We start from the raw sequence: 24034 nt of genomic DNA on the forward strand, positions 1-24034 counted from the left end.
TCCTGTCTCCTCCTCAAATAAGTTCCCGGCGTGTTCCGCACGCCGACGGACCGTTTTCGCTCTGACACCGACCGCGGGCCTCCTCGCCCGCGATCAGCCGCCGGTTCGCCCTCAGACGTAACCGCGCAAAAGCTCCGCCAGACAGAGCATCGCCATGGCCTGCCCATAGGGCATGGCCGTGCGCTTGATCTGCCTGTAAAAATCAAGATCGTGTCCCATCGCTGTGCCGAACGAGACCTGCATGAGTTCGCCGGCGGGGCTGATATTGTCGATGACGCCCTTCATCGCGCGCTCAGCCACCGCCCCGTATTCCGAGCCGAGGTAGCGCTTGCGAACGCCCTTCATGAGCCCGTAGGCAAACCCGGCCGTCGCCGAGGCTTCCAGATAGCTTCCCGGGTCGTCGACCAGCGTGTGCCACAGGCCGCTATCGTCCTGATGCCGCCTGAGACTTGCCGCCTGGCGCGCCAGCAGTGCCAGCAAATGCCGGCGCAACGGATCGCGCTCCTTCAGGTCGAGAAGCTCGATGAACTCGGGAATGGCGATGGTGATCCAGCTGTTGCCGCGGGCCCAGCGGGCACGGGCGAAATTGTGATCGCCGCCGAACGTCCAGCCATGGAACCACAGTCCGGTGGGACCGTCGCAGAGATACTGGGCATGGATCAGGAACTGGTACTTGGCTTCCTCGACATAGTCCGGGCGCCCGAGCACGAGACCGATCTTGGCGAGCGGCAGGACACACATCATCAGTGAGTCGTCCCACATCTGCTGGTCGTTGACGCTGTTGTAGACGATATGCTGCAGGCCGCCATGCCGGGTTCTCGGCATCTCATGCATCACCCATTCGGCCCAGGTGTCCAGATAGACAAACCAGCGCGGGTCGGGCGTCTTCTCGTAGAGATGCGCGAGTGTCAGGAAGGGCGCCACGGTGTTGATGTTCTTGGTTGGCGCCCCTTCCTCGAAACGGGCTTCGAACCAGTCGAGGATGGTCGTCATTGCCTTCTGGCTGCCGGTGATCTGCCAATATTTGTAAAGGCCGTAGAGGCCGACGCCGTGGGTCCATTCCCAGCCGCCCCAGCCCTTGGTGTCGATCACGCGGCCATCGTCCAGCCGCAGCAGAAACTCCCCGGTTTCATCCTCGATACCGACCAGATTGTCGATCAGCCGCTCGATCAGGCCGCAGACGGCGTCCCGCTCAATCAGATGGTCTTTCTGCGCCAGCAACGGATGCATCCCGTGCGTCCCTCCCGCGAAGTTCTTGTATGACGTGCAATTTCGCGAGCACAGGCAATCACACTTATATGATCATTTCAACGCAAATTTTCAAAACTTGTATGATAATTTTTTCATGATCCATTCGAATCCCGTAGCGAATGCCCACTCGAGACCGGACAGATCCACAGCACCGGAAAACATGATTAAATAGCTGATAATATTTCTATAAATTCAGAAATCCCTCTGCTTTCCGGCAAATGAAATTTTCCCGCACGAACGCGGGCTTCGGTAGCCTACGCCAACCACTCATCCCGATTGATGCGACGGGAAGCCGCGCCCCTTAGACATGTATTGCCACAATCAGTCAGCGAGACCGGTAGGCATGCGCCGCAACCCTTGGGATACACTTGCCGAAACGGCATGCCGGAAAGCACCGGATATTCCACCGGCGGGCCGATCCAAAACCGTCTGCCCGCTTGCCAATGCCTGGGCCGAACTCCAGAGTGAAAATGGACTACGAGTCCGTGTCACAACACGTGAGCAGGCGGCCATGGAGTCCACCACGGCAACAGACAGCGAAAGGTGCGTCAGATGCGCAGCACAAAGGTCATTCACGTCGTTTCCTGCCATGCCGAAGGCGAGGTCGGCGATGTGATCGTCGGCGGCGTCGCGCCGCCGCCGGGCGAGACGATCTGGGAGCAGCGCAACTGGATCGCCAAGGACGAGGTGCTGCGCAACTTCGTCCTGAACGAGCCGCGCGGCGGCGTGTTTCGCCACGTCAATCTGCTGGTGCCGCCGAAGCATCCGGACGCGCAGGCCGCCTGGATCATCATGGAGCCGGAGGATACGCCGCCGATGTCCGGATCGAATTCGATCTGCGTTTCCACCGTTCTGCTCGACAGCGGCATCATCCCGATGCAGGAGCCGGTGACCGAAATGGTGCTGGAAGCGCCGGGCGGACTGGTGCGGGTGCGGGCGGAATGCGCCAACGGCAAGGCCGAGCGCATCTATGTCGAAAACCTGCCCTCATTCGCCACGCGGCTTGGCGTGCCGCTCGACGTGCCTAGCCTCGGAACCATCACCGTCGATACCGCCTTCGGCGGCGACAGCTTCGTCGTCGTCGACCCTGTGGCGCTCGGCGTCGATCTGGTGGCCGACAAGGCCCGCGAGATCGCCGAGCTCGGCATCCGCATCACCAACGCCGCCAATGCCAAGTACCGTTTCGAGCATCCCGACAAGCCGGACTGGACGCATCATTCCTTCTGCCTGTTTGCCGGTCCGATCACGCGTGAGGGCAATCGGCTCACCGCCCAGTCCGTCGTCGCGATCCAGCCGGGCAAGCTCGACCGTTCACCGACCGGCACGGCGGTTTCGGCGCGCATGGCCATCTTGCATGCGCGCGGCGAAATGGGCCCGGACGACCGCTTCACCGGCATCTCGATCATCGGTTCGGAATTTCATGGACGGATTTTGGGCACGGTCGAGGTCGGCGGCAGGCAAGCCATCCGTCCCGAGATCAGCGGCCGCGCCTGGATCACCGGCACGCACCAGCACATGCTCGACCCTTCCGACCCATGGCCGGAGGGCTACCGGATATCGGACACCTGGCCGCGTCTGTTCGGCTGAACGGACGGCGGCGGATTTCTCGGAAACGGCCCGGATCGAAGGGAGCCAGCGAAATGCCGGGCTGCCGCCGTGCGGCGAGCGCGGCGACGAGCTCGGCGGTGCCGGCTGCCTGTGTCAGGCCGAGATGGCCGTGCCCGAAGGCATAGATCACCCGGTCGGCCTTCGGTGCGCGGGCGATGACCGGAAGGCTGTCCGGCAGCGACGGACGGAAGCCCATCCACTGCGTCCCGCCTTCCGGATCGAACCCCGGCAGGAATTCACACGCCTTGCGCACAAGAATTTCGGCGCGCTTGTAGTTCGGTGGGAGGTCCAGCCCGCCAAGCTCGACGGCGCCGCCAACCCGCAGCCCCTCGCCGATCCGGCTGATAACGAAGCCGTGGTTACTGAAGGTGATATGCGTGCGCACGTCGACGCTCGCCGTCGGGAAGGTCGTGTTGTAGCCGCGCTCGGTTTCGAGCGGGATCCGATCGCCGAGCATCCGCGCAAGCTGATGCGACCAGGCGCCTGCCGCGATCACCACCTGGCCGGCCCGGATCGTGCCGTTGGCGGTGACGACCTCGACCGCGTATTCACGCGGCACGATCGACCGCACGTCGGCAATTTCGATATCGCCGCCCATGCTGACGAAACTGTCCGCCAGGTGCTGCGTCCAGAGCGCCGGATCGACCGTGTTCAGCCAGTCCGGCGTAAAGCCGGCATGGGTGAAACGCGGGCTGAGCCCAGGCTGGATCTCGGCAATCGCCTCCGGGCTCTGGAGAAGCTCGAAATTGACGCCATGGCGGCGGCGCTGCGCCCAGGCCGGCTTTGAGGCTTCGAACTGGGCCTGGCTTTCATACACCTGAAGCTGACCCTCGCGGCGCATCAGGGGCTCGCCGTTGACCCTGACGATCAGGCGCTCCAGCGCCTGTTGCGACAGCTTCATCAGGCTCGACTGCGCGCTGACACCCGCCTCGTAACGAGACTTCGATGTGGCACGCCAGAAATGGAACATCCAGGGCATGATCTTCGCCGCATAGGCCGGGCGGAGCGACAGCGGCCCGAGCGGATCGAGAAGCCATTTCGGCGCCTTGCGCATGATCCCCGGCGTCGCAAGCGGCTCCACCTCGGCAAAGGCGAAGGCACCCGCATTGCCGCGCGACGTTTCGGCGGCGATACCCTTGCGATCGAGAAGACGCACCCGATGCCCCTCGCCCTGAAGTGCAAGCGCGGCGGTCACGCCGATAATGCCTGCGCCGATGACGAGGATGTCTGGTTGGGTCGAATGTGCCATGACGGATCTCGGTCTGTCTTGAATGTGAAAATCCCCGCACAGGACGCGCGGGGAGAAGGATGATGCTACAGGACGATCCCTTCCCGAAAGGGATCCTGCGGCAGGAAGATCAGCTTGCTTTCCGCCATCACATAGGCCTCGCCGGTGATCGACGGAATGACGCCGCCGGTCGGGCCCTTGCGATAGGAGAGCCGATAGGTGCTTCCGATGATGCTTTCCTGAATGATCTCCTCGCCCTCGGCCAGCTTGCCGTCGGCGGCAAGGCAGGCAAGGCGCGCCGAGCAGCCCGTGCCGCAGGGCGAGCGGTCATAGGCATCGTCGGGGCAGAGCACGAAGTTGCGGCTGTGACCGTCGCTCGTCTCGGCCGCACCATAGAAGATCACATGGTCGACCGGCATGCCCGGCTGGCAGCCGAGACCCTTGGCGATCAACGCCTCGCGCACGGCGACCGTCACGTCGGTCAGCTGACGGATATTCGACGACGTCACCGGGATCGGGCTCGGATCGACAAGAAAGAAGCAGTTGCCGCCATAGGCGATGTCGCCGGTGACCGTGCCGATGCCCTCGATCTCGACCGAAACGCCCTGATGGGTGCGGCGGCTTTCGATATTGGTGACCGTCACCGTGTTGGCGTCGTGAACCTCGACCGTGACGATGCCGACCGGTGTTTCGATCCGGTGCTGGCCGGTGCCGATGCGCCCCATGTAGAAGAGCGTTGCGGCAAGCCCGATGGTGCCGTGGCCACACATACCGAGCACCGCCTCGGCATCAAAGTAGATGACACCCGTCACGCAGGTGGGATCGACCGGCGGCACCAGCAGGGCGCAGACCATGGCGACCTGCCCGCGCGGCTCAAGGATGACCGAGCGGTAGAAATCGCGATATTCGCCCGCCAGCCGTGCGGCACGCTCGGCCAATGGCCCGGATCCCAGATCCGGGCCGCCATCGAGGATCACCCGGGTGGGCTCTCCGCCGGTATGGCTGTCGATCACATGCATTCAGCGATCACTCCGCCCTGCTTGGACCAGTTTGCGAACCACCGGTTGAACTGGTGGAACTGCGCCTCGCAGAAGCCGGCCTGCGACGGCGAGAGCTTGTCGGTCTCGTTGATGTTGAGTTCGTATTCCTTTTCGCCCTTCAGCGTCATCATGTGCTTGAAGTAAAGCACGAGATCGACGCCTTCGTCGAACTTGGCGAGCACCGAGAAGGCATCGGCCAGCTCGCGGGCGCGCAGGTCCGCCTCGACATCGCCTTCCGCAGCGCGCTTCGACAGCGCCACCTGCAGCAGCGATTCCTTCGGGAAGATCGTGCCGATGCCGGTGATCGTGCCGACGGCACCGCACTTGACGAAGCCGTGATAGACCTCAGTGTCGACGCCGACCATCAGGATGACGTCATCGTCCTGCGAGGTGATGTGCTCGGCCGCGTAGCTGAGATCGGCCTTGCCGCCGAATTCCTTGAAGCCTACGAGGTTCTTGTGTTCGGCGCGCAGGGCGAAGAACAGGTCCGCCTTGGTGGAATAGCCGTAATAGGGGCTGTTGTAGATGATCGCCGGCACGTCCGGAGCGGCGGAGAGGATCGCCTTGAAGTGATTGCGCTGCGCATCGACCGAGAGGCCGCGCGACAATACGCGGGGGATGACCATCAGGCCGGCCGCACCGACCTTCTGGGCGTGGGCGGCGTGAGCGACGGCCGATTTCGTGTTGATCGCACCCGTTCCGACGACTACCGGCACGCCGGCCTTGGTCAGGCGCTCGACGCCTTCCATGCGCTGTTCGTCCGTCAGGAGCGGCCAGTCGCCGCAGGAGCCGCAATAGACGACGCCGCTCATGCCGGCGGCAATCATTTCCTTGCCCTTGCGCACCAGCGCATCAAAGTCGGGCTGGCGGTCGGCGGTGCACGGGGTCAGGAGTGCCGGGATTGTGCCGAGATACACGTCTTTCTTCATTGGGTAGCTCCGTTCGTTGTTCTTGTGTCAGGGGTCGCGAGACGCCGCCCCGTCAATCGTTCAGGTCGCCAGCGCCGCGATCCAGGCGGGAGGCTCGACCGGCGCCTTGCCGCTGCAGGCCGTGTCGGCGCATTGCGCAAGCGAGCCGAAGCGGACGGCGCGGTTGCTCAGGCCAGGCGCGTAGTGGGCGTATTTGCCGGAATTGGTCATCAGCACTTTCGTCTCGGGCGGGAAGACCGGTTCGGAAATCGAGCACCAGCAGAGATCGGGGATGATCTTCACGCCGGCGGCTTCGAGCCGGGCCTTCACGCCGTTGGCGTCGATCTCCGCCAGCGTGCCCCGGCCGATCGTGGCGATGGCGGTCACGCCGCCGGCCACATGCCTGCCATCCATGAGCCGTGCGAAGGCCGCGCATTCTGCGGCGGAGAAATGCGGACTACCGAGCGCCACGAGATCGACGTCGTCGGCACCGCGGTTGAATTCGCGCCAGAGCCCGGCGAAATCCTTCGGCTCGATCGTCACATGGTCGGCATCCGGCGTCGGCGCCAGGTCCGCTTCGGGCGTGATGCCGGCAATATGCAGCATAGGTGAGGCAGAGGTGGTGCCATAGGCCGCGCAGAGCGCCTTTAGGTCGTCCTGCGACGGCTTCGTCGTTTCCAGCCCGCGAATGAGCGGGATGCGATCCGGAGCCTTCTGGCCGACCAGCCAGCCGAGCATCGGCCAGAAGGTGTCGTCGGCATCTGCCGGCATCGCGACGTCGATGATGCGGCGGGGAGCCCGGTTTTCGGGAAGATAGACGCCGGCCTCAGCCGCCCTGCCCGTCAAGGCGATGCAGAGATCCATGAAATCGGCGTGCTTTGCAGTGCGCGCTCCGAGAATGCTGTTGGCATAGATGACGGCGTTGCTTTCGGCCCAGGCGATGTCCTCGCCCGTTTTGGGACCATCGGGCAGCAGGTATGGCGCGCAGGTGAAGCTCGGTCGCGCGCCCATTTCGACATAGGCGTCGGCAAGCTGGGCCGCCGGAGCACCGAACGCCTCGTCGACGTCCTGGGCGCGCCAGTTGGCATGATCCACGGAAATCGCGTTCATCGTGGTGGGGACGCGCACCCGCCCGCCCTTGTCGGCCATCGCGCGGGCGAAAGTCAGGAAGGCGGGGCTCGCATAGATGCAGCCGTCGATGTGAACGCGGCTGACATCGATCAGGCGGGGCGCGCCCTGCGCCGCCGCCATCGTGACGATGATATCCATGGCAAGCCGTGCCGCTTCGCCGTGCTCGCCCGCCAGGAACGTGCGGTCGGACGCGTTGAGGTCCAGCGTCTCGCCCGAGGAGACCGGTGCGAGCGGCCAGGTCTTGCCGCCGGCATTGATCGCGGTGGCGGTGATCTCGGCGGACGTCTCGCGGGCCAGTGCATCATATTCGACGGCACTCAGGCGCAGGACGGCAATCTCGTGGCCGAAGAGCCGGCCGGCAACCAGCGCGCCGAGTGTCAGGATATCTTCGCTCTCCCGAAAGATCAGTGCGCGCGGCGCGTTTCCGGCAAAGGCAAGACCGAGAAGCACGCCGCTTCCGGTGCAGGATCCGCGGCTGGTCGGCATCATGACGATATGGCCTGCGAGCGAGCGTCCATATTGCGGGTGGTGTGCGTCGATGATGGCGCCCGTGGATGGGTTGACGCCGCCCCATACGCTCAGCCCCTCCTCGCAGACAAGAAGGTCGCCCTGCGCGCAAGCTGGCACGATCGCCGTCGCCATGTTTCACTCTCGCCTGTCGAAAGCCGATCATTTCGCCTTGTTTTGCCGGGGGATTGGCGGTGAAATGTGTGACTTTTTGATTATCTTTGCTGTTATGCGATTGCTAATGTTGCGCCATCGCACAAAAATATGCATAAACGATCACGATTGGTAAGAAAAGAAAAATATGACACAAATGGAAAAATCTTCATTCGCCCATGAAGACGCCGATGTGGCCAATGACGACTGGGAGACAGAGCGCCTCCAGCTGCGCTCCGATCTCGGCAGCCGCATGAAAGCCGTCCGCCAGTCCTGTGGCTTCACGCTCGAGGTTGCCGCCCAGCGGACCGGGCTGGCGCTGTCGACGATCCACAAGATCGAGAACGGCCGCGTATCGCCAAGCTATGAGAATCTCGTGCGGATTGCCCGCGCCTATGACATCGGCATGGAACGGCTGTTTTCCTCCGACCACGAGCCGCATCAGACGACGCGCATGACGGTGACCAGGGCCGGCCAGGGCCGCAAGGTGCGCTCCAAGCGCTTCGAATACGAAGTGCTCTGCAATGCGCTCGCCGAAAAGAAGATCATTCCGCTCGTCACCCGCGTCGAACAGCGCGCGCCACTGAAGCCCGAACAGCTCGAATCGCACGACGGCGAGGAAACGCTCTACGTTCTGAGCGGCCGCATCGAACTGGTCGTCGAGCACTACAAGCCCGTGATCCTGGAGCCCGGCGACTGCGCCTATTTCGACAGCACGCTGAAACACGGCCTGCGCTCGGTGGACGATGCAGAGGCCAAGGTCTTCTGGGCCTGCACCTATATCGACGTCGACAAATAGCCCCTCGCCCGCCCGTCAAAGCCCCGAACAAGGAGACCGCCCAAGCATGGCCGAGCCGAATATCATTTCCTACGATGCCCTGCTTTCGCGTATCGAGACGATCTTCGAGCGCGCCGGCGTACGGCGTGAAAGCGCCGAGGCGGTGGCCCGTGTCATTGCGGCCGGCGAGCGTGATCATTGCAAGTCGCACGGCATCTATCGCATCGAGGGCTGCCTGCGCGTGATCGCCGCCGGAAAGGTCGAGCCGCTGGCCGTCCCCGAGATCCATGATACCGGCAAATCCATCATCGAGGTCGATGCCAGGGGCGGCTTCTCCAATCCGGCCTTCTACGCCGCCAGGGATGCGCTGGTCGAGCGCGCCCGCGCCAATGGCCTTGCCGCGCTGGTCATCCGGGACTGCCTGCATTTCTCCGCGCTCTGGCACGATGTCGAGGCCCTGGCCGAAGACGGGCTCGCGTCGCTGTCGATGTGCCCAAGCTATTCCTTCGTCGCACCTGCCGGCGGCAAGGAGCCGCTTCTCGGCACCAATCCGATCGCCTTCGGCTGGCCGCGTCCCGGCGAACACCCCTATGTCTTCGATTTTGCCACCAGCGTCGCCGCCCGCGGCGAGATCGAACTGCACCGCCGAGCCGGCACGCCGATCCCCGAAGGCTGGGCCGTCGATCGCGACGGCAACCCGACCACCGATCCGGAAGCGGCCCTCGACGGCGCCATGCTGACCTTTGGCGGGCACAAAGGCTCCGCAATCTCGACCATGGTCGAGCTTCTGTCGGGAGCGATGCTGGGCGAGTTCATGAGCAAGGAAGCGCTCGACTTCATGGGTGGCACGGCCCTTCTGCCGCGCCACGGCGCACTGGTGCTGGCCCTCGATCCGCAAACCTTTGCCGCCCGCAGCGGCCGCGATCCGATCACCGAAGGCGAAAAGCTCCTGACGGCGATCGGCGCGCAAGGCGCCCGCCTGCCCTCGCAGCGCCGCTTCGAGGCCCGCCGCAAGGCCATGCAGGACGGGATCACGCTCAGCGACGCCGAAATGGCGCAGCTCGATCGCTTCGAGAGCCTCGGCCTCGCTGCCGTCGCGGGGTGACGGTGTAGCCGTATCCGGCGACGTCGCACGCCCAGTCAGGTCGACGCGAACGATTTCGGATTGCCTCGATCGAGAAGGTCAAATTTCCGCTGCAATCAAAGGTGTCTTATTGGCGCAACCATGAGACGAGTGATTCAGATTGGGATTTGATGAAGCGCATCTTGAAAATCGCCGGCCTCTTGTTGGGCTGCGTGCTTGTTGCCGCCACCCTTTATGGCGCGAAGGGGTACTGGGACGCCCTCGCTGACGCTCCCCGCTTGCGTCAGCAAGCGGATGCATTGATAGGCCGGGGAATGGGAGGAAACGCGCTTGGAGCGGATCATCTCGCAATATTGCTGGCCGTTCAGGACCCCGATTTTGCCAACCATCACGGCGTCGATTTTTCCACTCCCGGTGCAGGTGCGACGACGATAACGCAGTCGCTTTCCAAACGCCTCGCTTTCAAGGAATTCCGTCCGGGTGTCGGAAAAATTCGGCAGACGGGCTATGCACTCGGCCTCGAGAGCCGTCTGTCGAAGGAGCAGATCCTAGCCCTTTGGCTCGATACACTGGAGATGGGAAAAGGCCCGGACGGATGGATGAAAGGCTTCTATTCTGCGAGTCTCGCCATCTATCGGCAACAACCCGTCAAGCTCAGCGACGCCGACTTCATCAGGCTGGTGGCCGTGCTGATTGCCCCCGGCTCGTATACGCTGACCGAGGCCGATCCCGCTCTTGAAGAACGTATCGGCCGGATCGAACGCCTGGTGTCAGGCGAATGCAAACCTGCGGGCCATGGCGACGTATGGCTCGAAGGATGCCACCAGGTGCCGGAGAGCTAGACCTCCGAACGCCCGGCGAAACGAAACTGACGCTTGGCACCGCACACTCCGCTCTCGACCGGCCTGCCACGCAACAGGCGCACGCCATTCACAGCACGGAACGCCTTATTTCTCGCCTCAGCGCACGCTAGCGAGGAACGTCTTCGTTTCCGGATGCTGGGGGTCGCCGAAGATCTGGTCGGGCGTGCCGATCTCGGCCATCACGCCCTTGTGGAAATAGGCGACGCGGTTGGACACGTCGCGGGCAAAGGCCATTTCATGCGTGACGCAGATCATCGTCATGCCTTCCTCGGCGAGCATTTTCAGCGTTTCCAGCACTTCGCCGACGAGCTGCGGGTCGAGCGCCGAGGTCACTTCGTCGAACAGCATGTAGTCGGGCGACATGGCGAGCGCGCGGGCAATCGCCATGCGCTGCTGCTGGCCGCCTGACAGGCGCGATGGATAGGTCGTCAGCTTGTCGGCGAGACCGACATGCTTCAACTGCTCCTCGGCAATGGCTTCCGCTTCCGCCTTGCCCATACCGAGCACCTTACGCGGCGCCAGCGTGACATTTTCCAGCACCGTCAGATGCGGAAAGGCGTTCCACTGCTGAAACACGATGCCGATCTTCTGGCGAAGCTTGTTGAGATTGGTCGATTTCGCATGCACCTCGGTGCCGTCGACGAGGATTTTGCCGGAGTCGATCGGCTCGAGCCCGTTGATGCAGGTGAGCAACGTCGACTTGCCCGATCCGGAGCCGCCGATGACCGTGACGACCTCGCCCTTCTCGACGGTCAGGTTGATGCCCTTGAGAACCTCCAGTGGACCAAAGGACTTGTGGACGTTCTGGATCTCAATCATTGGACCACCTTTTTTCGAGATAGCCGCCGAAACGGGCAAGCGGGAAGCTGATGATGAAGTAGAAGGCGCCGCAGATCATGAGCAGGAACAGCGGCTCCTGCAGGCGGGTGATCAGGATCTGGGTCGACTTCAGCAGTTCGGTGACCTGAACCACGTAGACGAGTGCCGAATCCTTCATGACGCCGAGCGCCAGACCGATCCATGACGGCAGCGCCACGCGGGTGGCGAGCGGCAGCACGATATAGCGCATGTCCTGCCCCCAGCTCATGCCGAGCGAGCGCGCCGCACGGCGCGTGGTGGACGGCACGGCGTCGATGCCGCCGCGCACGATTTCTGCGCAATAGGCGGCGGTGTAGAGCGACAGCACCATGCAGGCCACCGCAAATCCCGAAAGCTGCAGGCGCAACACCACGCCCATGAAGGCATTGGCGAGCACCAGCTGGATCAAGAGCGGGACGGAGCGGAAGATATCAAGGAAGAACGTCAGCGGCGCCGAAGCGACGGCACCGAGTTGCACGCGCAGAATGCCGAACAGGATGCCGAGCAGGGTTCCGATGACGACCGAGATCGCGGTGACGATCAGCGTCATGCCGGCGCCCTTGGCGAGGAAGACGAGATCGGAGGAGGACAGAGCGGTATCGAACATGGTCGCGCCGCCCCTTAGTAGCGGAACAGGCGCGCGGCGATCAGGCGGGCGCTCAGCGTGATGATCTTGGTGATGATGTAGAACATCACACCGGCGATGGCGAAAAGCTCGAAGGTCCGGAAGGTCAGTGCGTTCAGGTCCTGTGTGACGCCGTAAAGGTCGGAATTCATGCCGACGGTGACGCCGAGCGAAGTCATCAGCACCGCCCAGACCATCTGGTTGGTCATCGGCAGGAAGGAAATGCGCAGCATCTGCGGCAGGATAATGTAGCGGAAGGCCTGCAGCTGCGACATGCCAAGCGACCGCCCGGCCCGTGTCTGTGTGTCCGGGATCGCTTTCAACGCGCCGCGGAAATTCTCAGCCAGATAACCGGCATTGTTGAAGGTGATGCCGATCAGCAGCGACACGAATGGGCTGAAATGAATGCCGAAACTGGCAATGCCGAAATGCGCCATGTAAATCTGGAAAAGCGCCGGCGTGTTGCGGGCAATTTCGACCCAGCTGGTGGCGACGGCCTTGAGCGGGCGGGATCCGGACAGGCGAAACACGGTCAGGAGAATGGCGAAAGCAATGCCGATCAGCATCGACAGCACCGCCACCTCGATCGTGACCACCGCGCCGTCCAGCATTTTCGGAAGCCGGGCGAAGGCCTGGTTCCATTGGAAGGTGTATCCGAACATGAGCGTTTCCTACCAGAAGGGATGCGGACGCAAATCGGCGCGGACGTATCCGCGCCGATCATACGTCGTGCGTCCGATTAGCGATAGGCGTTCGGAACGAGCAGGGAGGGAACTTCGCCGCCAACCCACTTTTCATACAGTTCCTTGTAACGGCCGGTACGAATCTGCTGGTTGACGAACAGGTTGAGGTAGTTGATCAGGCCGTATTCGTTGCGGTTGGTGAACAGCGCAACGTAGTCGGTATCGAACGGCGCCTTGCCGACGACCGAGATGCCCGGATAGTTGCCGGTCTTGACGTTGGCCTGCGCCACAGTCGAGGTCGACACGGTTGCTTCGAGCTGTCCCTGGCTGAGCGCCAGGAAGACGTCGGCCTGGGTCTGGTACGGACGGAAGGTGCCGGAGCCCCATTCGTTGATCTGCTTTTCGAGCGCGATCGCCTCATAGGTGCCGGCCACGGCGCCGACGGTGTGACCCTTCATGTCCTCATAGGACTTGATGCCCGACTTGTCGTTGGCGGTAACAGCCATTTCGAATGCGAAGTAGGGAATGGTGAAGCCGACGGTCTTGGCGCGCTCCAGCGTATCGGAGGTCGAGGCGACGCCGACATCGACGCGGCCCGACATCAGGGCGGGAATGCGTTCCGGGAACGGCGTTTCGACGATCTCGGCCTTGACGCCCAGCACCTTGGCGAGGTCGTTGCAATAATCAACGTCGAAGCCTTCCGGCTCGTTGTTGGCATTGCGCTGTCCCATCGGCGGGAAGTCGAGAACCACGGCGCAGCGAAGCGTGCCCGAGGCAATGATGTCATCCAGTTTATCGGCCTTTGCGGCACCGGCGAAACCCACCGCTGCGATCAAGGCTGTGGCCCAAAGTGTCTTCTGCATCTGCGTTACTCCCCTTGTTGGTTGAGGAGACCGTAGAGGCAAATTTTATTTCTCGCAACTAAATTTTTTCATATAAGAAAAATTCTGGACCTAAAGAAAAAATCTCCGGCAGGTCGACATGCCGGGGTCCGCCACTGCCGCGCCTGATCCGATCCCTTCCCCGCCACGTATGTCCCTGAAACAACGGGAGGTGCCAGGATGAGCACGACAAGAGCATGGGCCGCACTGCTGTGCAGCTTTCTGATGGTGCCGGCATTGCCTGCCGCCGCGACAGAGGCGGGGGGCAAGGTCGTTCGCGTCGGTATCAGCCACTATCGCGGCACGTGGCTGGAAATCGCCCGCCGGCCGATGTTCATCACCGACGGGTGCGTGGCCGGTTACACCACCTACAAGCCGACGTCGAACAGGTCAGTGATCGCCGTCGAGGACGGCTGCCACAAGGGCACGCCGGACGGTCCCTTGCGCAACGTCCATGCCTATGGCCGGATCGAGGATTTCGGCAGCACGAACGCCAGGCTTACGGTCAACTATCCCTTCTTCATCACCTTCAAATACTGGGTTCGCTACCAGTCGCCCGACCGGTCATGGTTCATCAGCGCCGATCCCGACATGAAGGACCTCTGGATATACGCCCGCCACGTCCCCTCCAAACGGCAGCTCGCGGTCATGGTCGCAAAGGCGAAATCACTCGGCTACGACGTCAGCAAGCTGGAGTTCCCGGCGCAATAGAAAAGCGAACCCGCGTCCATTGCGGGTAGGCATGGCGATCAGGACGCGCGACTTGCGCTTTCGCGGGGAAGACCGGCGATGAAGGTCAGGTCGTCCATGGTTCCCGGACCGGCGGCAAGCACGGGGGCGCCCTTCGTCAGCCTTTCGCCAGCCGTCGGAAATGGCAGGAAATCGCCTCCGGCTTCGCGCACGAGGCAGTAGCCTGCCAGGCAATCCCAGGCATGCATGTAGGGCTCGTAGTAGCCGACGAGACGGCCGGCGGCGACGTAGGCGAGCATCAGCGCGCCGGAACCGTTGCGGATGAAGGTGCCGTTCTGCTCCAGCAGTCTCTCGATGATGCCGGCGACGGTTGCGGGAGAGACGTAGTTGTTGGCGCCAATGCCGGTGACGCCGTTGCGGATCGTCTTCGCGCCGTCGAGCACCATCCGCCGCCCGTTGAGCGTCGCGCCCCGTCCTTCGGCAGCGGAATAGACCTCCCGCATGACCGGCGCGACGATCACACCAACCACCGGCCGCTCCTCGTAAAGAACGGCGATCGACACGCACCATGACGGCATGCCGTTGACGAAGGGGCTGGTGCCGTCGATCGGGTCGATAACCCAGGTGAAGCCGGAACTGCCGGCCTCAAGGCCGTATTCTTCGCCGAGGATGCCATCTTCAGGGAAAGCTTCGGAAATACGTGCGCGGATCAGCGTCTCGACGTCGCGGTCGGCAATCGAGACCACGTCCTGCGGGTCGCGCTTGGTTTCGATCGTGAGCGTGTCGCGGCGCTCAAAATAGTCGAGTGCCAGCGCGCCGGCGGATTGGCCGATGCTTTCGGCCAGCGTGTGCCGGGCGGCAATGCCGGAAATGGTCGTAGTCGTCATGATTGTCACGGTCCTGATGGAATGAATGCTATTGCGAGTCGTTGATTAGGGCGATGCCCCGGTCGGCGAGATGGATGGCGACTTCGGTCGAGGTCGGCATGGGAATGACGGCGGAATTGTCGACGACGAAGAGCCGCCCCTGGCTGGTCTCCACCTCGTATTCCACATGGTTGCCGAGATAGGCGGATGACGTGATCATGCCCCTGAAACCGCCGCTGGCGGCCCCCGCTTCGAGCCGGATCGCGCCCGGGCGAACCGCCAGCTTGGCAGGTCCCGGTACCGCGCTTCGCGCCGGCAGCAGCGAACGAGAGCCCTCGACCTCGACCGTCGCCTTGCCGTCGTCGATCGAAACGATGTTGCACGCAATCACATTCGCCTCGCCCATGAAATCGGCGACGAAGGACGAGGCCGGTGCCTCATAGAGATCGCGCGGCGCGCCTTCCTGTGCGATGCGGCCGTCCTTCATGACGATGATCCGGTCGGAGACGGCGAGCGCCTCGTCCTGATCGTGGGTGACATAGACGGCGGTAAAGCCGAGCCGCTGCTGCAGATCACGGATCTCCGTCCTCACCTTGCGCCGCAGCCGCGCGTCGAGATTAGACAGCGGCTCGTCGAGCAGCAGCACCTGCGGCTCGAGAACCAGCGCACGAGCGACGGCGACGCGCTGCTGCTGACCGCCCGAAAGTTCGGCCGGCAGGCGTTGGCCGAGCCCGCCGAGGCCGACGAGCTGCATGCCTTCTTCGGCCCGCTCGCGCGCCTCGCGCTTCTTCATGCCGGACGATTCCAGGCCGTAGGCGACGTTGTCGAGCGCGCTCATATGCGGAAACAGCGCGTAGGACTGAAACACCATCGAGACGTCGCGCTCGTTGGCCGGCAGCATGGTCACGTCGCGCCCGCCGATCAGGATGCGTCCCGCCGTCGGATGTTCGAGGCCGGCCAGCATGCGCAACGTCGTCGTCTTGCCGCAGCCGGAGGGCCCGAGCAGCGTCACGAGCTGGCCCGGCTCGATTGCGATCGAAAGATCCGGAATCGCGGTGAACGCGCCGAATGTCTTCCTGATGTTCTCGAAGACGACGGAACCGGGCTTGTCGAGTGGCGTCTTGTCGGCGCTCATGCGGACTTCTCCTGATTGAATGGCCGGCTCTTTGTCACGGCGAGGACGCGGTTCTCGCGTCTCAGCCGGCGTTCGCCGACGAGGAACTGGAAGCCGGCGATAATGGCGACCATGACGACGATCAGCGTCGAGGAATAGGCGATGGCGACGCCGTATTCGCCGTTCTCGACCAGGCCGACGATATAGGCGGTCGCCATGTTGTACTGGGCGGAAACGAGGAAGATGACGGCGCTGATGGAGGTGATCGCCCGCACGAAGGAATAGACGAGTGCTGCGGTGATCGCCGGGCGCAGCAGCGGCAGGATGACCTTGCGAATGGTGCGGAAGCTGTTGGCGCGCAGCGTCAGCGACGCCTCGTCGAGGCTCTTGTCGAGCTGGCTCATCGCCGCAATGCCGCCGCGCACGCCGACCGGCATGTTGCGGAACACGAAGCAGGCGACGAGGATCAACGCCGTACCGGTCATCTCCAGCGGCGGCAGGTTGAACGCCATGATGTAGCTGATGCCGATGACCGTGCCGGGAATGGCAAAGCTCATCATCAGCGCGAATTCGAACAGGTTGCGCCCGGCAAAGCGCTGGCGGACAATGATATAGGCCGTCAGCAGGCCCACCGCCGCCGTCAGCGGCGCCGAGATGAGGGCGATTTCCATCGTCGTCCAGAAGGAGTTCCATGCAACTCCGGTCCAGGCAATGCCACCGTCGCGGATGGCGACCGAGAAGGCCCGGACGTAATGTTCGACGGTCAGCGAGTTGTCGAGACCCCAGGTTTTGACGAAGCCTCCGAACAGGATCATAGCATAGACGACCAGCGTGAAGATGCCCCAGCCGATGACGATGACATGGGCGATGATCGAAATCGATTTCGGCAGGCTGGCATGCTGGCCGGAATCGCCCTTGCCGGTCACGGTCGCATAGTTGCGGCCGGTCAGCCACAGCCGCTGTGCCAGGAACGCGGTCAGCGTGAAGCAGAGCAGGATCAGGGCGAGCACCGCGGCGCGCGACGGATCGTTCTGGGCGCCGACGACGGCGAAGAAGATCTCGGTCGACAGCACGCCATGGCTGCCGCCGAGCACCAGCGGATTGCCAAAATCGGCCATGCTCTCGATGAAGCCGATCAGGAAGGCGTTGGCGAGCCCCGGTTTCATCAGCGGCAGGGATATCTTCCAGAAGGTCCGCCAGCGATCGGCCCGCAACGTCTGCGAAGCCTCTTCCATCGATGGCGAGACACCCTCGACGACACCAATCAACACCAGGAAGGAAATCGGCGTGAAGGACAGGACCTGCGCGATCCAGATGCCGGTCAGGCCGTAGAGCCAACGGCTCCCCTCGATGCCGAGAATGTCGGCAACCACCTGCGTCACGACGCCAGAGCGTCCGAGAAGCAGCGTCAAAGCCAGCCCGACGACGAAGGGCGGCGTGATGATCGGCAGGATGGTCAAAAGACGAAGTCCCTTCTTGAAGGGAAAATTCGTCCGCGTGGCGACGAGTGCGAAAGCGAGGCCGAGCAGGGTGGAGCCGCCGGCCGTCATGATCGCCAGCCAGAGCGTGCGCCAGGCGATACCGCAGCGGTTGCCTCCGACCAGGCAGTCGAGCGACCAGATCGAGGTGTCCTGGATATTCGCGATGAAGCCGTCGGGATTGAAGGAGCCGTCGAAATCCTGGAAGGCGCCGACGAACATGCTGCCGATCGGATAGAAGACGAAGATCGCCACCAGGAAGACCAGCATGCTGATCGCGCCGACCACGAAGGCGTCGCCCTTCATCACGCCGCGCTCCGCAAGGCCGAAGGCAAACATCAGCACAAAGGCGATGCCGAGCACCACGGCCCCCGCCCCCATTGACGGCTGGCCGTCGGCCATTGCGCCGAACATGGCTTCGAGAAAGGTCCAGCTCCAACCGCCAAAGCTGATCGCCAGCCCCTCGAAGGTGAGATAAGCGATTCCGATAACGCCGCTCCAGACCATCAGCGAACTGCGGACCAGCGGATCCTTCAGAAGGCGGGCGGACAGCCCGCAGAGCGCGATGACAGCGGCAATGGCAAGCCACGGCCGGCCGAAAGAGAAAACCTGCAGGATGGCGGGAGCAACCGCGCTGTCACCCGGGTACCGGGCAATCCAGCCGAAACCGAAGAAGCCGTTCTCGATCCTGTACCAGGGAAGAAGAAGGAAACCGATGGCCGCGAGCGCGATGACAAAGTCCAGTCGGCGGTTCTGTTGCGTCATGTCAATCTCGTCCCAGGCCGTCGATATTCCAGTTCGGGCACACCGCGCCCGTGACGCGGTGTGCCGCAATGTTTCAAGCCGACATCAGTTGGCGATGGCGCCGATTTCCTTGTCCCAGCGTTCCAGCAGCGCCTTGCGCTTGGCCGGATCGCCATAGGTCTTGAAATCGTAGTCGATCAGCTTGATGTCCTCGAACTTCGGGGCCTCCTTCGGCACCTCGGCATTCTTGTTGGACGGCAGCTGGAAGGACTTGGCGTCCTTCATGTGCGACTGCACGTCTGCCGACAGCGCCCAGTCGTACCATTTCTTGGCATTGTCGAGGTTGCGGGCGCCCTTGACGATCGACATCGAGCCGATCTCGTAACCCGTCCCCTCGCAGGGTGCGCCGACCGTGATCGGGAAGCCTTCGACGGCCTGTGCGACGGCGTCATGCATGAAGACGATGCCGAGGCCCGCTTCACCGCGTGCCGCAGCCTTGACCGGCGCCGAGCCGGACTTCGTATACTGCGAGACGTTGTCGTTGAGCTTCTTCAGATAGTCGAATGCCTGATCTTCGCCCATGATCTGGACGAGCGTGGCGAGCGCCGTGTAGGCGGTGCCGGACGAGTTGGGATTGGCCACCTGGATCTCGCCCTTGAGCGACGGATCGGTCAGGTCCGACCAGCATTTCGGCGCCTTCAGGCCCTTCCGCTTGAAGATGTCCGTGTTGTAGCCCCAGCCGAGCGCGCCGGCATAGACGCCGACCGTGCGATAGCCGGAGCTTTCCGCCTGTTTCTGCGCCCAGTCCTGCAGCTGATCGAGCATCGGCGACTTGTATTCGAGCGTCAGTCCTTCGGATGCGGCCTGCAGGTGCGGGTCGCCCGTGCCGGCCCACCAGATATCGGTCTTGGGATTGCGGGCCTCGGCGCGCACCTTGGCGTAGGATTCGCCGGACGACATGCGAACCATGTTCACGTCGATGCCGGTTTCCTTCTCGAAGCTGTTCGTCATCATCTCGCAGATGACCACGTCGGCCGAGCAGATGAGGTTGAGCGTACCCTCCGCCTGGGCGGCGTAGGCATAGAAAGTTACCCCCGCGGCAAAGCTTGCCGCAGCCAGTTTAAGCGAACCCATGATTTCCTCCTTGTAAGTGCAGCGCCTCCACGCTGCCCGCCTCTTTGCAAGCGTGTGCAAATGCTGCATGAGATAAAAATGCCTGTCAATGCGTTGTCATAAAAAATTCACACTCATACCACTTCCAGACGATTGCACTCTCGTGCAAAGACGTACAGACTTTGTCACAGTCAGGGGGAGATCGCGGTGACGCGGAAGGAATTTGTCAGCGCGCTGGATGTGGCGAAAAAGGCGGGCGTGTCGCGCTCGGCGGTGTCGCGCACCTTCACGCCGGGCGCCAGCGTCTCGGATGATACGCGGCGCAAGGTGCTGGCTGCGGCCGATGCGCTCGGCTACCACGTCAACCAGCTGGCACGCGGCCTGATGCGCAACGAGAGCGGCATCGTCTGCCTGATCGTTTCGGAAATCGCCACGCCCTATCGCTCGGCGCTGATCAGCAGCCTCACGCAACGCCTGCAGGACGCCGGCAAGGTCGCCATGCTGATCAACACCGACCGCTCCGACGGCAGCGTTGACCTCGCGCTCAGGCAGGCGATCCGTTACCGTGCCGACGCTTCCATCATCCTGTCCGGCATGCCTGACAAATCGATCACCCAGCTGTGCCTGCGCAGCGGCCAAAGGCTGGTGCTGATCAACCGCGATGATGACCAGCCGGGACCGCTGCGCATCAATCTCGACGACGCGGAGGCGGCGCAGCGCATTCTGACGGCCTTCCTGAGAGCCGGCTGCAAGAGGCTGGCCTTTGCAAATTCCGAAGCCGGCACGCCCAGCCTGATGGCCCGCGAGAACGGCTTCCTGGCGGCAGCCCAACGGGCCGGCGTCGAGGTGTCGGTCATGCGGCATGGACCGACAAGCTACGAGTCCGGCCGGGTTCTGGCGCAGCGCCTCATGACGCTCGACGCGCCGCCGGACGCCGTCTTCTGCGTCACCGACCTCGTGGCCTGCGGCTTCATGGATGCCGCGCGCCAGCAATTCTCGCTGTCAGTGCCGCAGGATCTCTGCATTGCCGGCTTCGACAATATCGAGCAGGCCGGATGGGGATCCTACAGCCTCACCACATTCGAACAGCCCATCGCAAGGATCGCGGATGCAGCCGTCGAATGGCTGGAAGGCAGCCCCAACGAACCGTCGAAACCGCTCAGGTTGAATGCCGAGCTCATCTGGCGCGGTTCCATTCGCGCCCCGCAGACCCAGACGCCAAAATAGCAGCGCTCATCAGCGCAAAGCTCCGTGGTTGCGATCCGCCTTGCGGTGGATTTCGGCAATTCGCCGATCGCCGGGAGATCTTCGTCACCCCCAGGTCGCACTTGATATTGACAGAACATTTTCGCGGGAAAGCGACCAAATAAACTTGACTCCTTTTGTTAAGTTTATAAACGTGCGCCCGCCAGGGTGGCGGACGGTTCGTCCTGGCAACCGACTTCTGCGTAATGGGGTGACGAATGTATTTCAGATATTTCTCTCGACAGATTGATTTTACGAACCAGCGGCCGGCAGCCTCGGCGGCGATGGTGAAGGCCGGCATGGCGCTGCTGGCCCTCTCGGTCTCGCCGCTGGTCGCCCATGCCGACGACACGACCGTGCTGGAGCAGATTACGATCCAGGGCAACGACGACAATCCGGCAAAGACGGTCGTCGTGAGGAAAACCACGACCGGCAGCAAGACCAGTGCGGATATTGCCGACGTCCCGGCTTCCGTATCCGTGGTGACCGAGAAGGAAATGCAGGAGCGCGGCGTCCAGAACCTGCAGGACGTCCTCGCCTATACGTCCAGCGTCTCCACCGACGAGTTCGGCTCGGACGATCGCTACGACTATTATCGCATCCGTGGTTTCGACCAGACGGCGCTCGGAACCTATCGCGACGGCCTTTCGGCGCGCATCCCGGCCTGGTTTACGGCAAGCCGCGTCGAACCCTACGGCCTGGAGCGCGTCGACATTCTGAAGGGCTCCACCTCGACCCTGTTCGGGCTCAACGGTCCGGGCGGCCTCGTCAACGCGATCACCAAGCGTCCGCCGGACGAGTTCCAGGCCGAGGCCTATACGACCTTCGGGAAGAACCATGCCGAAGCCGGCGTCGATGTCGGCGGACCGATCGACGATGAGGGTGTCTGGAAATACCGCTTCACGGCCCTCGCCCAGGATGGCGACCAGGGAACCGACTATTCCAACGACGACCGCCTCTATATCGCGCCGGCCCTGACCATCAGTCCCGAAGAGGGCACGTCGCTGACGATCCTGACCGATTATTCGAAGCGGAACGGAACGGGCGCGCGCGGCTATCCGATGGGCGTCGACATCGACACCACGTCCTTCCTCGGAGAGCCGGATTACAACAAGTTCAACACCGAGCAGGCCGATATCGGCTACCAGTTCACGCACGAAATCACCGACGGTCTGACATTCCGCCAGAACGCCCGCTTCACCCATGTCGGGCTCAATTATGAAGAGGTCTACGGCGGAACGACCAATCCGTCGGACGATCGCACGTCCTTTGCCGTTTACGGCCAGTCCAACCGCTTCGCCATCGACAACCAGCTGGAATATGACGCGTCCTGGAACGCAGTCGACAGCAAGACGCTGGCGGGTATCGACTTCACCTATGACCGCACCCACGAGAATATCTTCTACGGAACGGCTGACGGAATCGACATCTTCAACCCGGTCTATTGCGGACGATCCTGCGTCCATCCAGCTCCTTATGTGAACTGGATCGTCGACCAGAAGGCCGTCGGCATCTACGGCCAGGAAGAGCTGACCTTCGACGACCGCTGGATCCTGACGCTCGGCGGGCGCTACGACCATATCGACACCAAGGCCGACTATCTGCTGGATGGAACCAGCGATCATGACACCGCCAGCGCCTTCACCAAGAGGGTCGGCCTGACCTACAAGGTCACCGACGGCCTGTCGCTCTATGCCAACTATTCGGAATCCTTCCAGCCGCTCGTCTCGGCGACTGCCAACGGCTATGCCGTCGACGGCTCCCTGAAGCCCCAGGAGGGCCGGCAATATGAGGCCGGCGTGAAGTACCGGCCGGACTCCTTCGACGGGCTGTTCACGCTTGCCTATTTCGACCTCACACAGACCAACGTGCCGAGCTATGTCAGCCCGTCGGTGCAGCGCCAGATCGGCAAGGTTGGCGTGCGGGGCGTCGAATTTGAAGGCAAGGCCGCGCTGACCGACCGGATGAACCTCTCGGTCGCCTATTCCTACTGGGACGCGGAGATCCTGGAAGACGGTACCGGCGGCAATGTCGGCAACCGGCCGTCGCGCGTTCCCAAGAACATCGCTTCCGCCTGGTTCGATTACACCATTCCCGGCGAGAACCGGCGTGGCGACCTGACGCTCGGCGGCGGCGTGCGCTACATCGGCAGCACCTATGGCGACGATGCAAACACCGTGAAGGTTGACGGACATGTCGTCTTCGACATGTGGGCGGACTACAAGGTCACCGAGAATGTCAGCCTGAAGGTCAGCGTCACCAATCTCTTCGACGAGAAGTACGCCTCAACCTGCTATTACGGCACATGCTATTATGGCGATCGCCGTGAGATCTACGGCTCCCTGAAGTACACGTGGTAGAAGCGGAGATGCCTCAGGGAGACCACAACCCGGGGTATGACAGGGCGGCCTTACCTCTTCAGGCGGCCGCCCGTCACGGCCTTTCGGAGATGTTACGGGCGGAAACCGCCGGGCGTTACCCTGATATGGGAGAAGCGTTTCTGCTGGACGACCCCGGCGACGCGGATCGGGTACCCTGCCGCGCGCTGTTTTCCGCTGACCGGTTCACCTCCGTCATCGATCGCTTCGCTGCCTCCTACCCGGGCTCCGACCGGCGCGCGCTTGTCTCGCTCTGGACCCACTTCTATTTCAGCGCGCTTGGCATCGGCGCACTTCTGTTCTGGCTGGAGCTCAGGCGCATGCTGCCGCTCGGCGCCGGTGAGGTCGACGTCCTGCTCGACCCGTCCAGCGGCGTTCCCAAGGGATTTCTGCTGCCGGATGCCGGGCGTCATCGTCCCGAAGCCGACATATACGCGGCGATGCGGGCGCCGATCCGCGATCATCTGGACGAGATCATTCCGCAGATCGCCGCCCAGTCAGGGCTTGGCCGCAAGGTTCTTTGGACCAACGCCAACGCCTACATGCAATGGATCGTCCGGGAAATGAGCCGTTCCTATGGCGCCGCTCCGGCCTTGACGACGGAGGGCCTTGCCTTGCTGGAGGAGCCGCAGTGGCCGGACGGCTGGAAGAACCCGATGGTCCGCACCATCCGCATGGAGACGGCGGAAAGCGGCGATCTCCTCGGCTTCCGCCGCATCTGCTGCCTGCGCTATGCCGTGCCCTGCGTCGGCGGCTGCGGTGAAATCTGCCCCGTGCCCGAGGGCAAGGCGGCGGCGAACGGCTGAAC

Annotated in this window: 21 protein-coding genes; 8 read left to right on the forward strand and 13 right to left on the reverse strand. The window is 62.9% G+C overall.

What is annotated here, in order from left to right:
• Positions 1-111: 111 nt before the first annotated feature.
• On the reverse strand, positions 112-1230 hold the full coding sequence (locus tag NN662_RS19795; RefSeq protein WP_261932139.1) for a glycoside hydrolase family 105 protein: 1119 nt from the start codon (positions 1228-1230) through the stop codon (positions 112-114).
• Between the two features lie 573 nt (positions 1231-1803).
• On the opposite strand from NN662_RS19795, the gene NN662_RS19800 reads away from it, so the two are divergent.
• A complete protein-coding gene (locus NN662_RS19800) occupies positions 1804-2838 on the forward strand; it encodes a trans-3-hydroxy-L-proline dehydratase (RefSeq protein ID WP_261932140.1) in 1035 nt (344 codons plus the stop codon).
• On the opposite strand, the gene NN662_RS19805 is transcribed toward NN662_RS19800, so the two are convergent.
• The 4 genes from NN662_RS19805 to NN662_RS19820 form a co-directional block, all read right to left on the reverse strand.
• Positions 2747-4108 (reverse strand): NAD(P)/FAD-dependent oxidoreductase, encoded by a 1362-nt coding sequence (locus NN662_RS19805; protein WP_261932141.1) that lies wholly within the window; start codon positions 4106-4108, stop codon positions 2747-2749. The two genes, NN662_RS19800 and NN662_RS19805, sit on opposite strands and share 92 nt — an antisense overlap.
• A gap of 65 nt (positions 4109-4173) precedes the next feature.
• On the reverse strand, positions 4174-5106 hold the full coding sequence (locus NN662_RS19810) for a proline racemase family protein (protein ID WP_261932142.1): 933 nt from the start codon (positions 5104-5106) through the stop codon (positions 4174-4176).
• Positions 5097-6056, reverse strand: a complete 960-nt coding sequence (locus NN662_RS19815; protein WP_261932143.1) for a dihydrodipicolinate synthase family protein — start codon at positions 6054-6056, stop codon at positions 5097-5099. The genes NN662_RS19810 and NN662_RS19815 overlap by 10 nt, the downstream gene beginning before the upstream one ends.
• Positions 6057-6116: 60 nt before the next feature.
• Positions 6117-7808, reverse strand: a complete 1692-nt coding sequence (locus tag NN662_RS19820; protein ID WP_261932144.1) for an aconitase X — start codon at positions 7806-7808, stop codon at positions 6117-6119.
• A gap of 175 nt (positions 7809-7983) precedes the next feature.
• Here NN662_RS19820 and NN662_RS19825 point away from each other — a divergent pair, with 175 nt between their 5' ends.
• The 3 genes from NN662_RS19825 (at position 7984) to NN662_RS19835 (ending at position 10530) form a co-directional block, all read left to right on the forward strand.
• Positions 7984-8625, forward strand: coding sequence for a helix-turn-helix domain-containing protein (locus NN662_RS19825; RefSeq protein ID WP_261932145.1), 642 nt, complete (start codon positions 7984-7986; stop codon positions 8623-8625).
• Between the two features lie 46 nt (positions 8626-8671).
• On the forward strand, positions 8672-9709 hold the full coding sequence (locus NN662_RS19830) for an Ldh family oxidoreductase (protein ID WP_261932146.1): 1038 nt from the start codon (positions 8672-8674) through the stop codon (positions 9707-9709).
• A gap of 149 nt (positions 9710-9858) precedes the next feature.
• Complete coding sequence (locus tag NN662_RS19835) at positions 9859-10530, forward strand: transglycosylase domain-containing protein (RefSeq protein ID WP_261932147.1); 672 nt, start codon at positions 9859-9861, stop codon at positions 10528-10530.
• Between the two features lie 117 nt (positions 10531-10647).
• Here NN662_RS19835 and NN662_RS19840 read toward each other — a convergent pair whose 3' ends face one another.
• The 4 genes from NN662_RS19840 to NN662_RS19855 all read right to left on the reverse strand — a co-directional run bounded on the left by NN662_RS19840 (position 10648) and on the right by NN662_RS19855 (position 13580).
• Positions 10648-11370, reverse strand: a complete 723-nt coding sequence (locus tag NN662_RS19840; protein WP_261932148.1) for an amino acid ABC transporter ATP-binding protein — start codon at positions 11368-11370, stop codon at positions 10648-10650.
• Positions 11363-12016: an amino acid ABC transporter permease gene (locus NN662_RS19845; protein ID WP_261932149.1), complete on the reverse strand. Its 654-nt coding sequence runs from the start codon at positions 12014-12016 to the stop codon at positions 11363-11365. Before NN662_RS19845 ends, NN662_RS19840 begins: the two co-directional genes overlap by 8 nt.
• 14 nt (positions 12017-12030) lie before the next feature.
• On the reverse strand, positions 12031-12696 hold the full coding sequence (locus NN662_RS19850) for an amino acid ABC transporter permease (RefSeq protein WP_261932150.1): 666 nt from the start codon (positions 12694-12696) through the stop codon (positions 12031-12033).
• Between the two features lie 77 nt (positions 12697-12773).
• Positions 12774-13580, reverse strand: a complete 807-nt coding sequence (locus tag NN662_RS19855) for a transporter substrate-binding domain-containing protein (RefSeq protein ID WP_261932151.1) — start codon at positions 13578-13580, stop codon at positions 12774-12776.
• 198 nt (positions 13581-13778) lie between these two features.
• Between NN662_RS19855 and NN662_RS19860 the strand changes: the two genes are divergently transcribed.
• Positions 13779-14309, forward strand: coding sequence for a lipocalin family protein (locus NN662_RS19860; protein WP_315972617.1), 531 nt, complete (start codon positions 13779-13781; stop codon positions 14307-14309).
• A 38-nt stretch (positions 14310-14347) separates the two neighbouring features.
• On the opposite strand, the gene NN662_RS19865 is transcribed toward NN662_RS19860, so the two are convergent.
• From NN662_RS19865 to NN662_RS19880, 4 genes are all read right to left on the reverse strand, one after another.
• Positions 14348-15175, reverse strand: a complete 828-nt coding sequence (locus tag NN662_RS19865; protein WP_261932152.1) for an inositol monophosphatase family protein — start codon at positions 15173-15175, stop codon at positions 14348-14350.
• Between the two features lie 28 nt (positions 15176-15203).
• Positions 15204-16289, reverse strand: a complete 1086-nt coding sequence (locus NN662_RS19870; RefSeq protein ID WP_261932153.1) for an ABC transporter ATP-binding protein — start codon at positions 16287-16289, stop codon at positions 15204-15206.
• Positions 16286-18511: an ABC transporter permease gene (locus NN662_RS19875; protein WP_261932154.1), complete on the reverse strand. Its 2226-nt coding sequence runs from the start codon at positions 18509-18511 to the stop codon at positions 16286-16288. The genes NN662_RS19870 and NN662_RS19875 overlap by 4 nt, the downstream gene beginning before the upstream one ends.
• A gap of 84 nt (positions 18512-18595) precedes the next feature.
• Positions 18596-19624, reverse strand: a complete 1029-nt coding sequence (locus NN662_RS19880; RefSeq protein ID WP_261932155.1) for an ABC transporter substrate-binding protein — start codon at positions 19622-19624, stop codon at positions 18596-18598.
• 186 nt (positions 19625-19810) lie between these two features.
• On the opposite strand from NN662_RS19880, the gene NN662_RS19885 reads away from it, so the two are divergent.
• The 3 genes from NN662_RS19885 to fhuF all read left to right on the forward strand — a co-directional run bounded on the left by NN662_RS19885 (position 19811) and on the right by fhuF (position 24032).
• Positions 19811-20830 (forward strand): LacI family DNA-binding transcriptional regulator, encoded by a 1020-nt coding sequence (locus tag NN662_RS19885; protein WP_261932156.1) that lies wholly within the window; start codon positions 19811-19813, stop codon positions 20828-20830.
• 302 nt (positions 20831-21132) lie between these two features.
• Positions 21133-23208, forward strand: coding sequence for a TonB-dependent siderophore receptor (locus NN662_RS19890; RefSeq protein WP_410010999.1), 2076 nt, complete (start codon positions 21133-21135; stop codon positions 23206-23208).
• Between the two features lie 125 nt (positions 23209-23333).
• Entirely contained in the window at positions 23334-24032 is a 699-nt protein-coding gene (fhuF, locus tag NN662_RS19895) for a siderophore-iron reductase FhuF (RefSeq protein ID WP_261932158.1), read from the forward strand.
• Positions 24033-24034 lie beyond the last annotated feature (2 nt).

The sequence above is a fragment of the Rhizobium sp. NRK18 genome, assembly GCF_024385575.1.
In the GTDB taxonomy this organism is placed as follows: Bacteria; Pseudomonadota; Alphaproteobacteria; order Rhizobiales; family Rhizobiaceae; genus JANFMV01.

Coding starts and splice junctions, on each gene's coding strand:
- NN662_RS19870 (WP_261932153.1), bottom strand. CDS start 16,289: ATGAGCGCCGACAAGACGCCACTCGACAAGCCCGGTTCCGTCGTCTTC.
- NN662_RS19865 (WP_261932152.1), bottom strand. CDS start 15,175: ATGACGACTACGACCATTTCCGGCATTGCCGCCCGGCACACGCTGGCC.
- NN662_RS19875 (WP_261932154.1), bottom strand. CDS start 18,511: ATGACGCAACAGAACCGCCGACTGGACTTTGTCATCGCGCTCGCGGCC.
- NN662_RS19805 (WP_261932141.1), bottom strand. CDS start 4,108: ATGGCACATTCGACCCAACCAGACATCCTCGTCATCGGCGCAGGCATT.
- NN662_RS19860 (WP_315972617.1), top strand. CDS start 13,779: ATGAGCACGACAAGAGCATGGGCCGCACTGCTGTGCAGCTTTCTGATG.
- NN662_RS19820 (WP_261932144.1), bottom strand. CDS start 7,808: ATGGCGACGGCGATCGTGCCAGCTTGCGCGCAGGGCGACCTTCTTGTC.
- NN662_RS19880 (WP_261932155.1), bottom strand. CDS start 19,624: ATGGGTTCGCTTAAACTGGCTGCGGCAAGCTTTGCCGCGGGGGTAACT.
- NN662_RS19850 (WP_261932150.1), bottom strand. CDS start 12,696: ATGTTCGGATACACCTTCCAATGGAACCAGGCCTTCGCCCGGCTTCCG.
- NN662_RS19795 (WP_261932139.1), bottom strand. CDS start 1,230: ATGCATCCGTTGCTGGCGCAGAAAGACCATCTGATTGAGCGGGACGCC.
- fhuF (WP_261932158.1), top strand. CDS start 23,334: ATGGGAGAAGCGTTTCTGCTGGACGACCCCGGCGACGCGGATCGGGTA.
- NN662_RS19825 (WP_261932145.1), top strand. CDS start 7,984: ATGGAAAAATCTTCATTCGCCCATGAAGACGCCGATGTGGCCAATGAC.
- NN662_RS19890 (WP_410010999.1), top strand. CDS start 21,133: ATGGTGAAGGCCGGCATGGCGCTGCTGGCCCTCTCGGTCTCGCCGCTG.
- NN662_RS19815 (WP_261932143.1), bottom strand. CDS start 6,056: ATGAAGAAAGACGTGTATCTCGGCACAATCCCGGCACTCCTGACCCCG.
- NN662_RS19800 (WP_261932140.1), top strand. CDS start 1,804: ATGCGCAGCACAAAGGTCATTCACGTCGTTTCCTGCCATGCCGAAGGC.
- NN662_RS19810 (WP_261932142.1), bottom strand. CDS start 5,106: ATGCATGTGATCGACAGCCATACCGGCGGAGAGCCCACCCGGGTGATC.
- NN662_RS19840 (WP_261932148.1), bottom strand. CDS start 11,370: ATGATTGAGATCCAGAACGTCCACAAGTCCTTTGGTCCACTGGAGGTT.
- NN662_RS19835 (WP_261932147.1), top strand. CDS start 9,859: ATGAAGCGCATCTTGAAAATCGCCGGCCTCTTGTTGGGCTGCGTGCTT.
- NN662_RS19855 (WP_261932151.1), bottom strand. CDS start 13,580: ATGCAGAAGACACTTTGGGCCACAGCCTTGATCGCAGCGGTGGGTTTC.
- NN662_RS19830 (WP_261932146.1), top strand. CDS start 8,672: ATGGCCGAGCCGAATATCATTTCCTACGATGCCCTGCTTTCGCGTATC.
- NN662_RS19845 (WP_261932149.1), bottom strand. CDS start 12,016: ATGTTCGATACCGCTCTGTCCTCCTCCGATCTCGTCTTCCTCGCCAAG.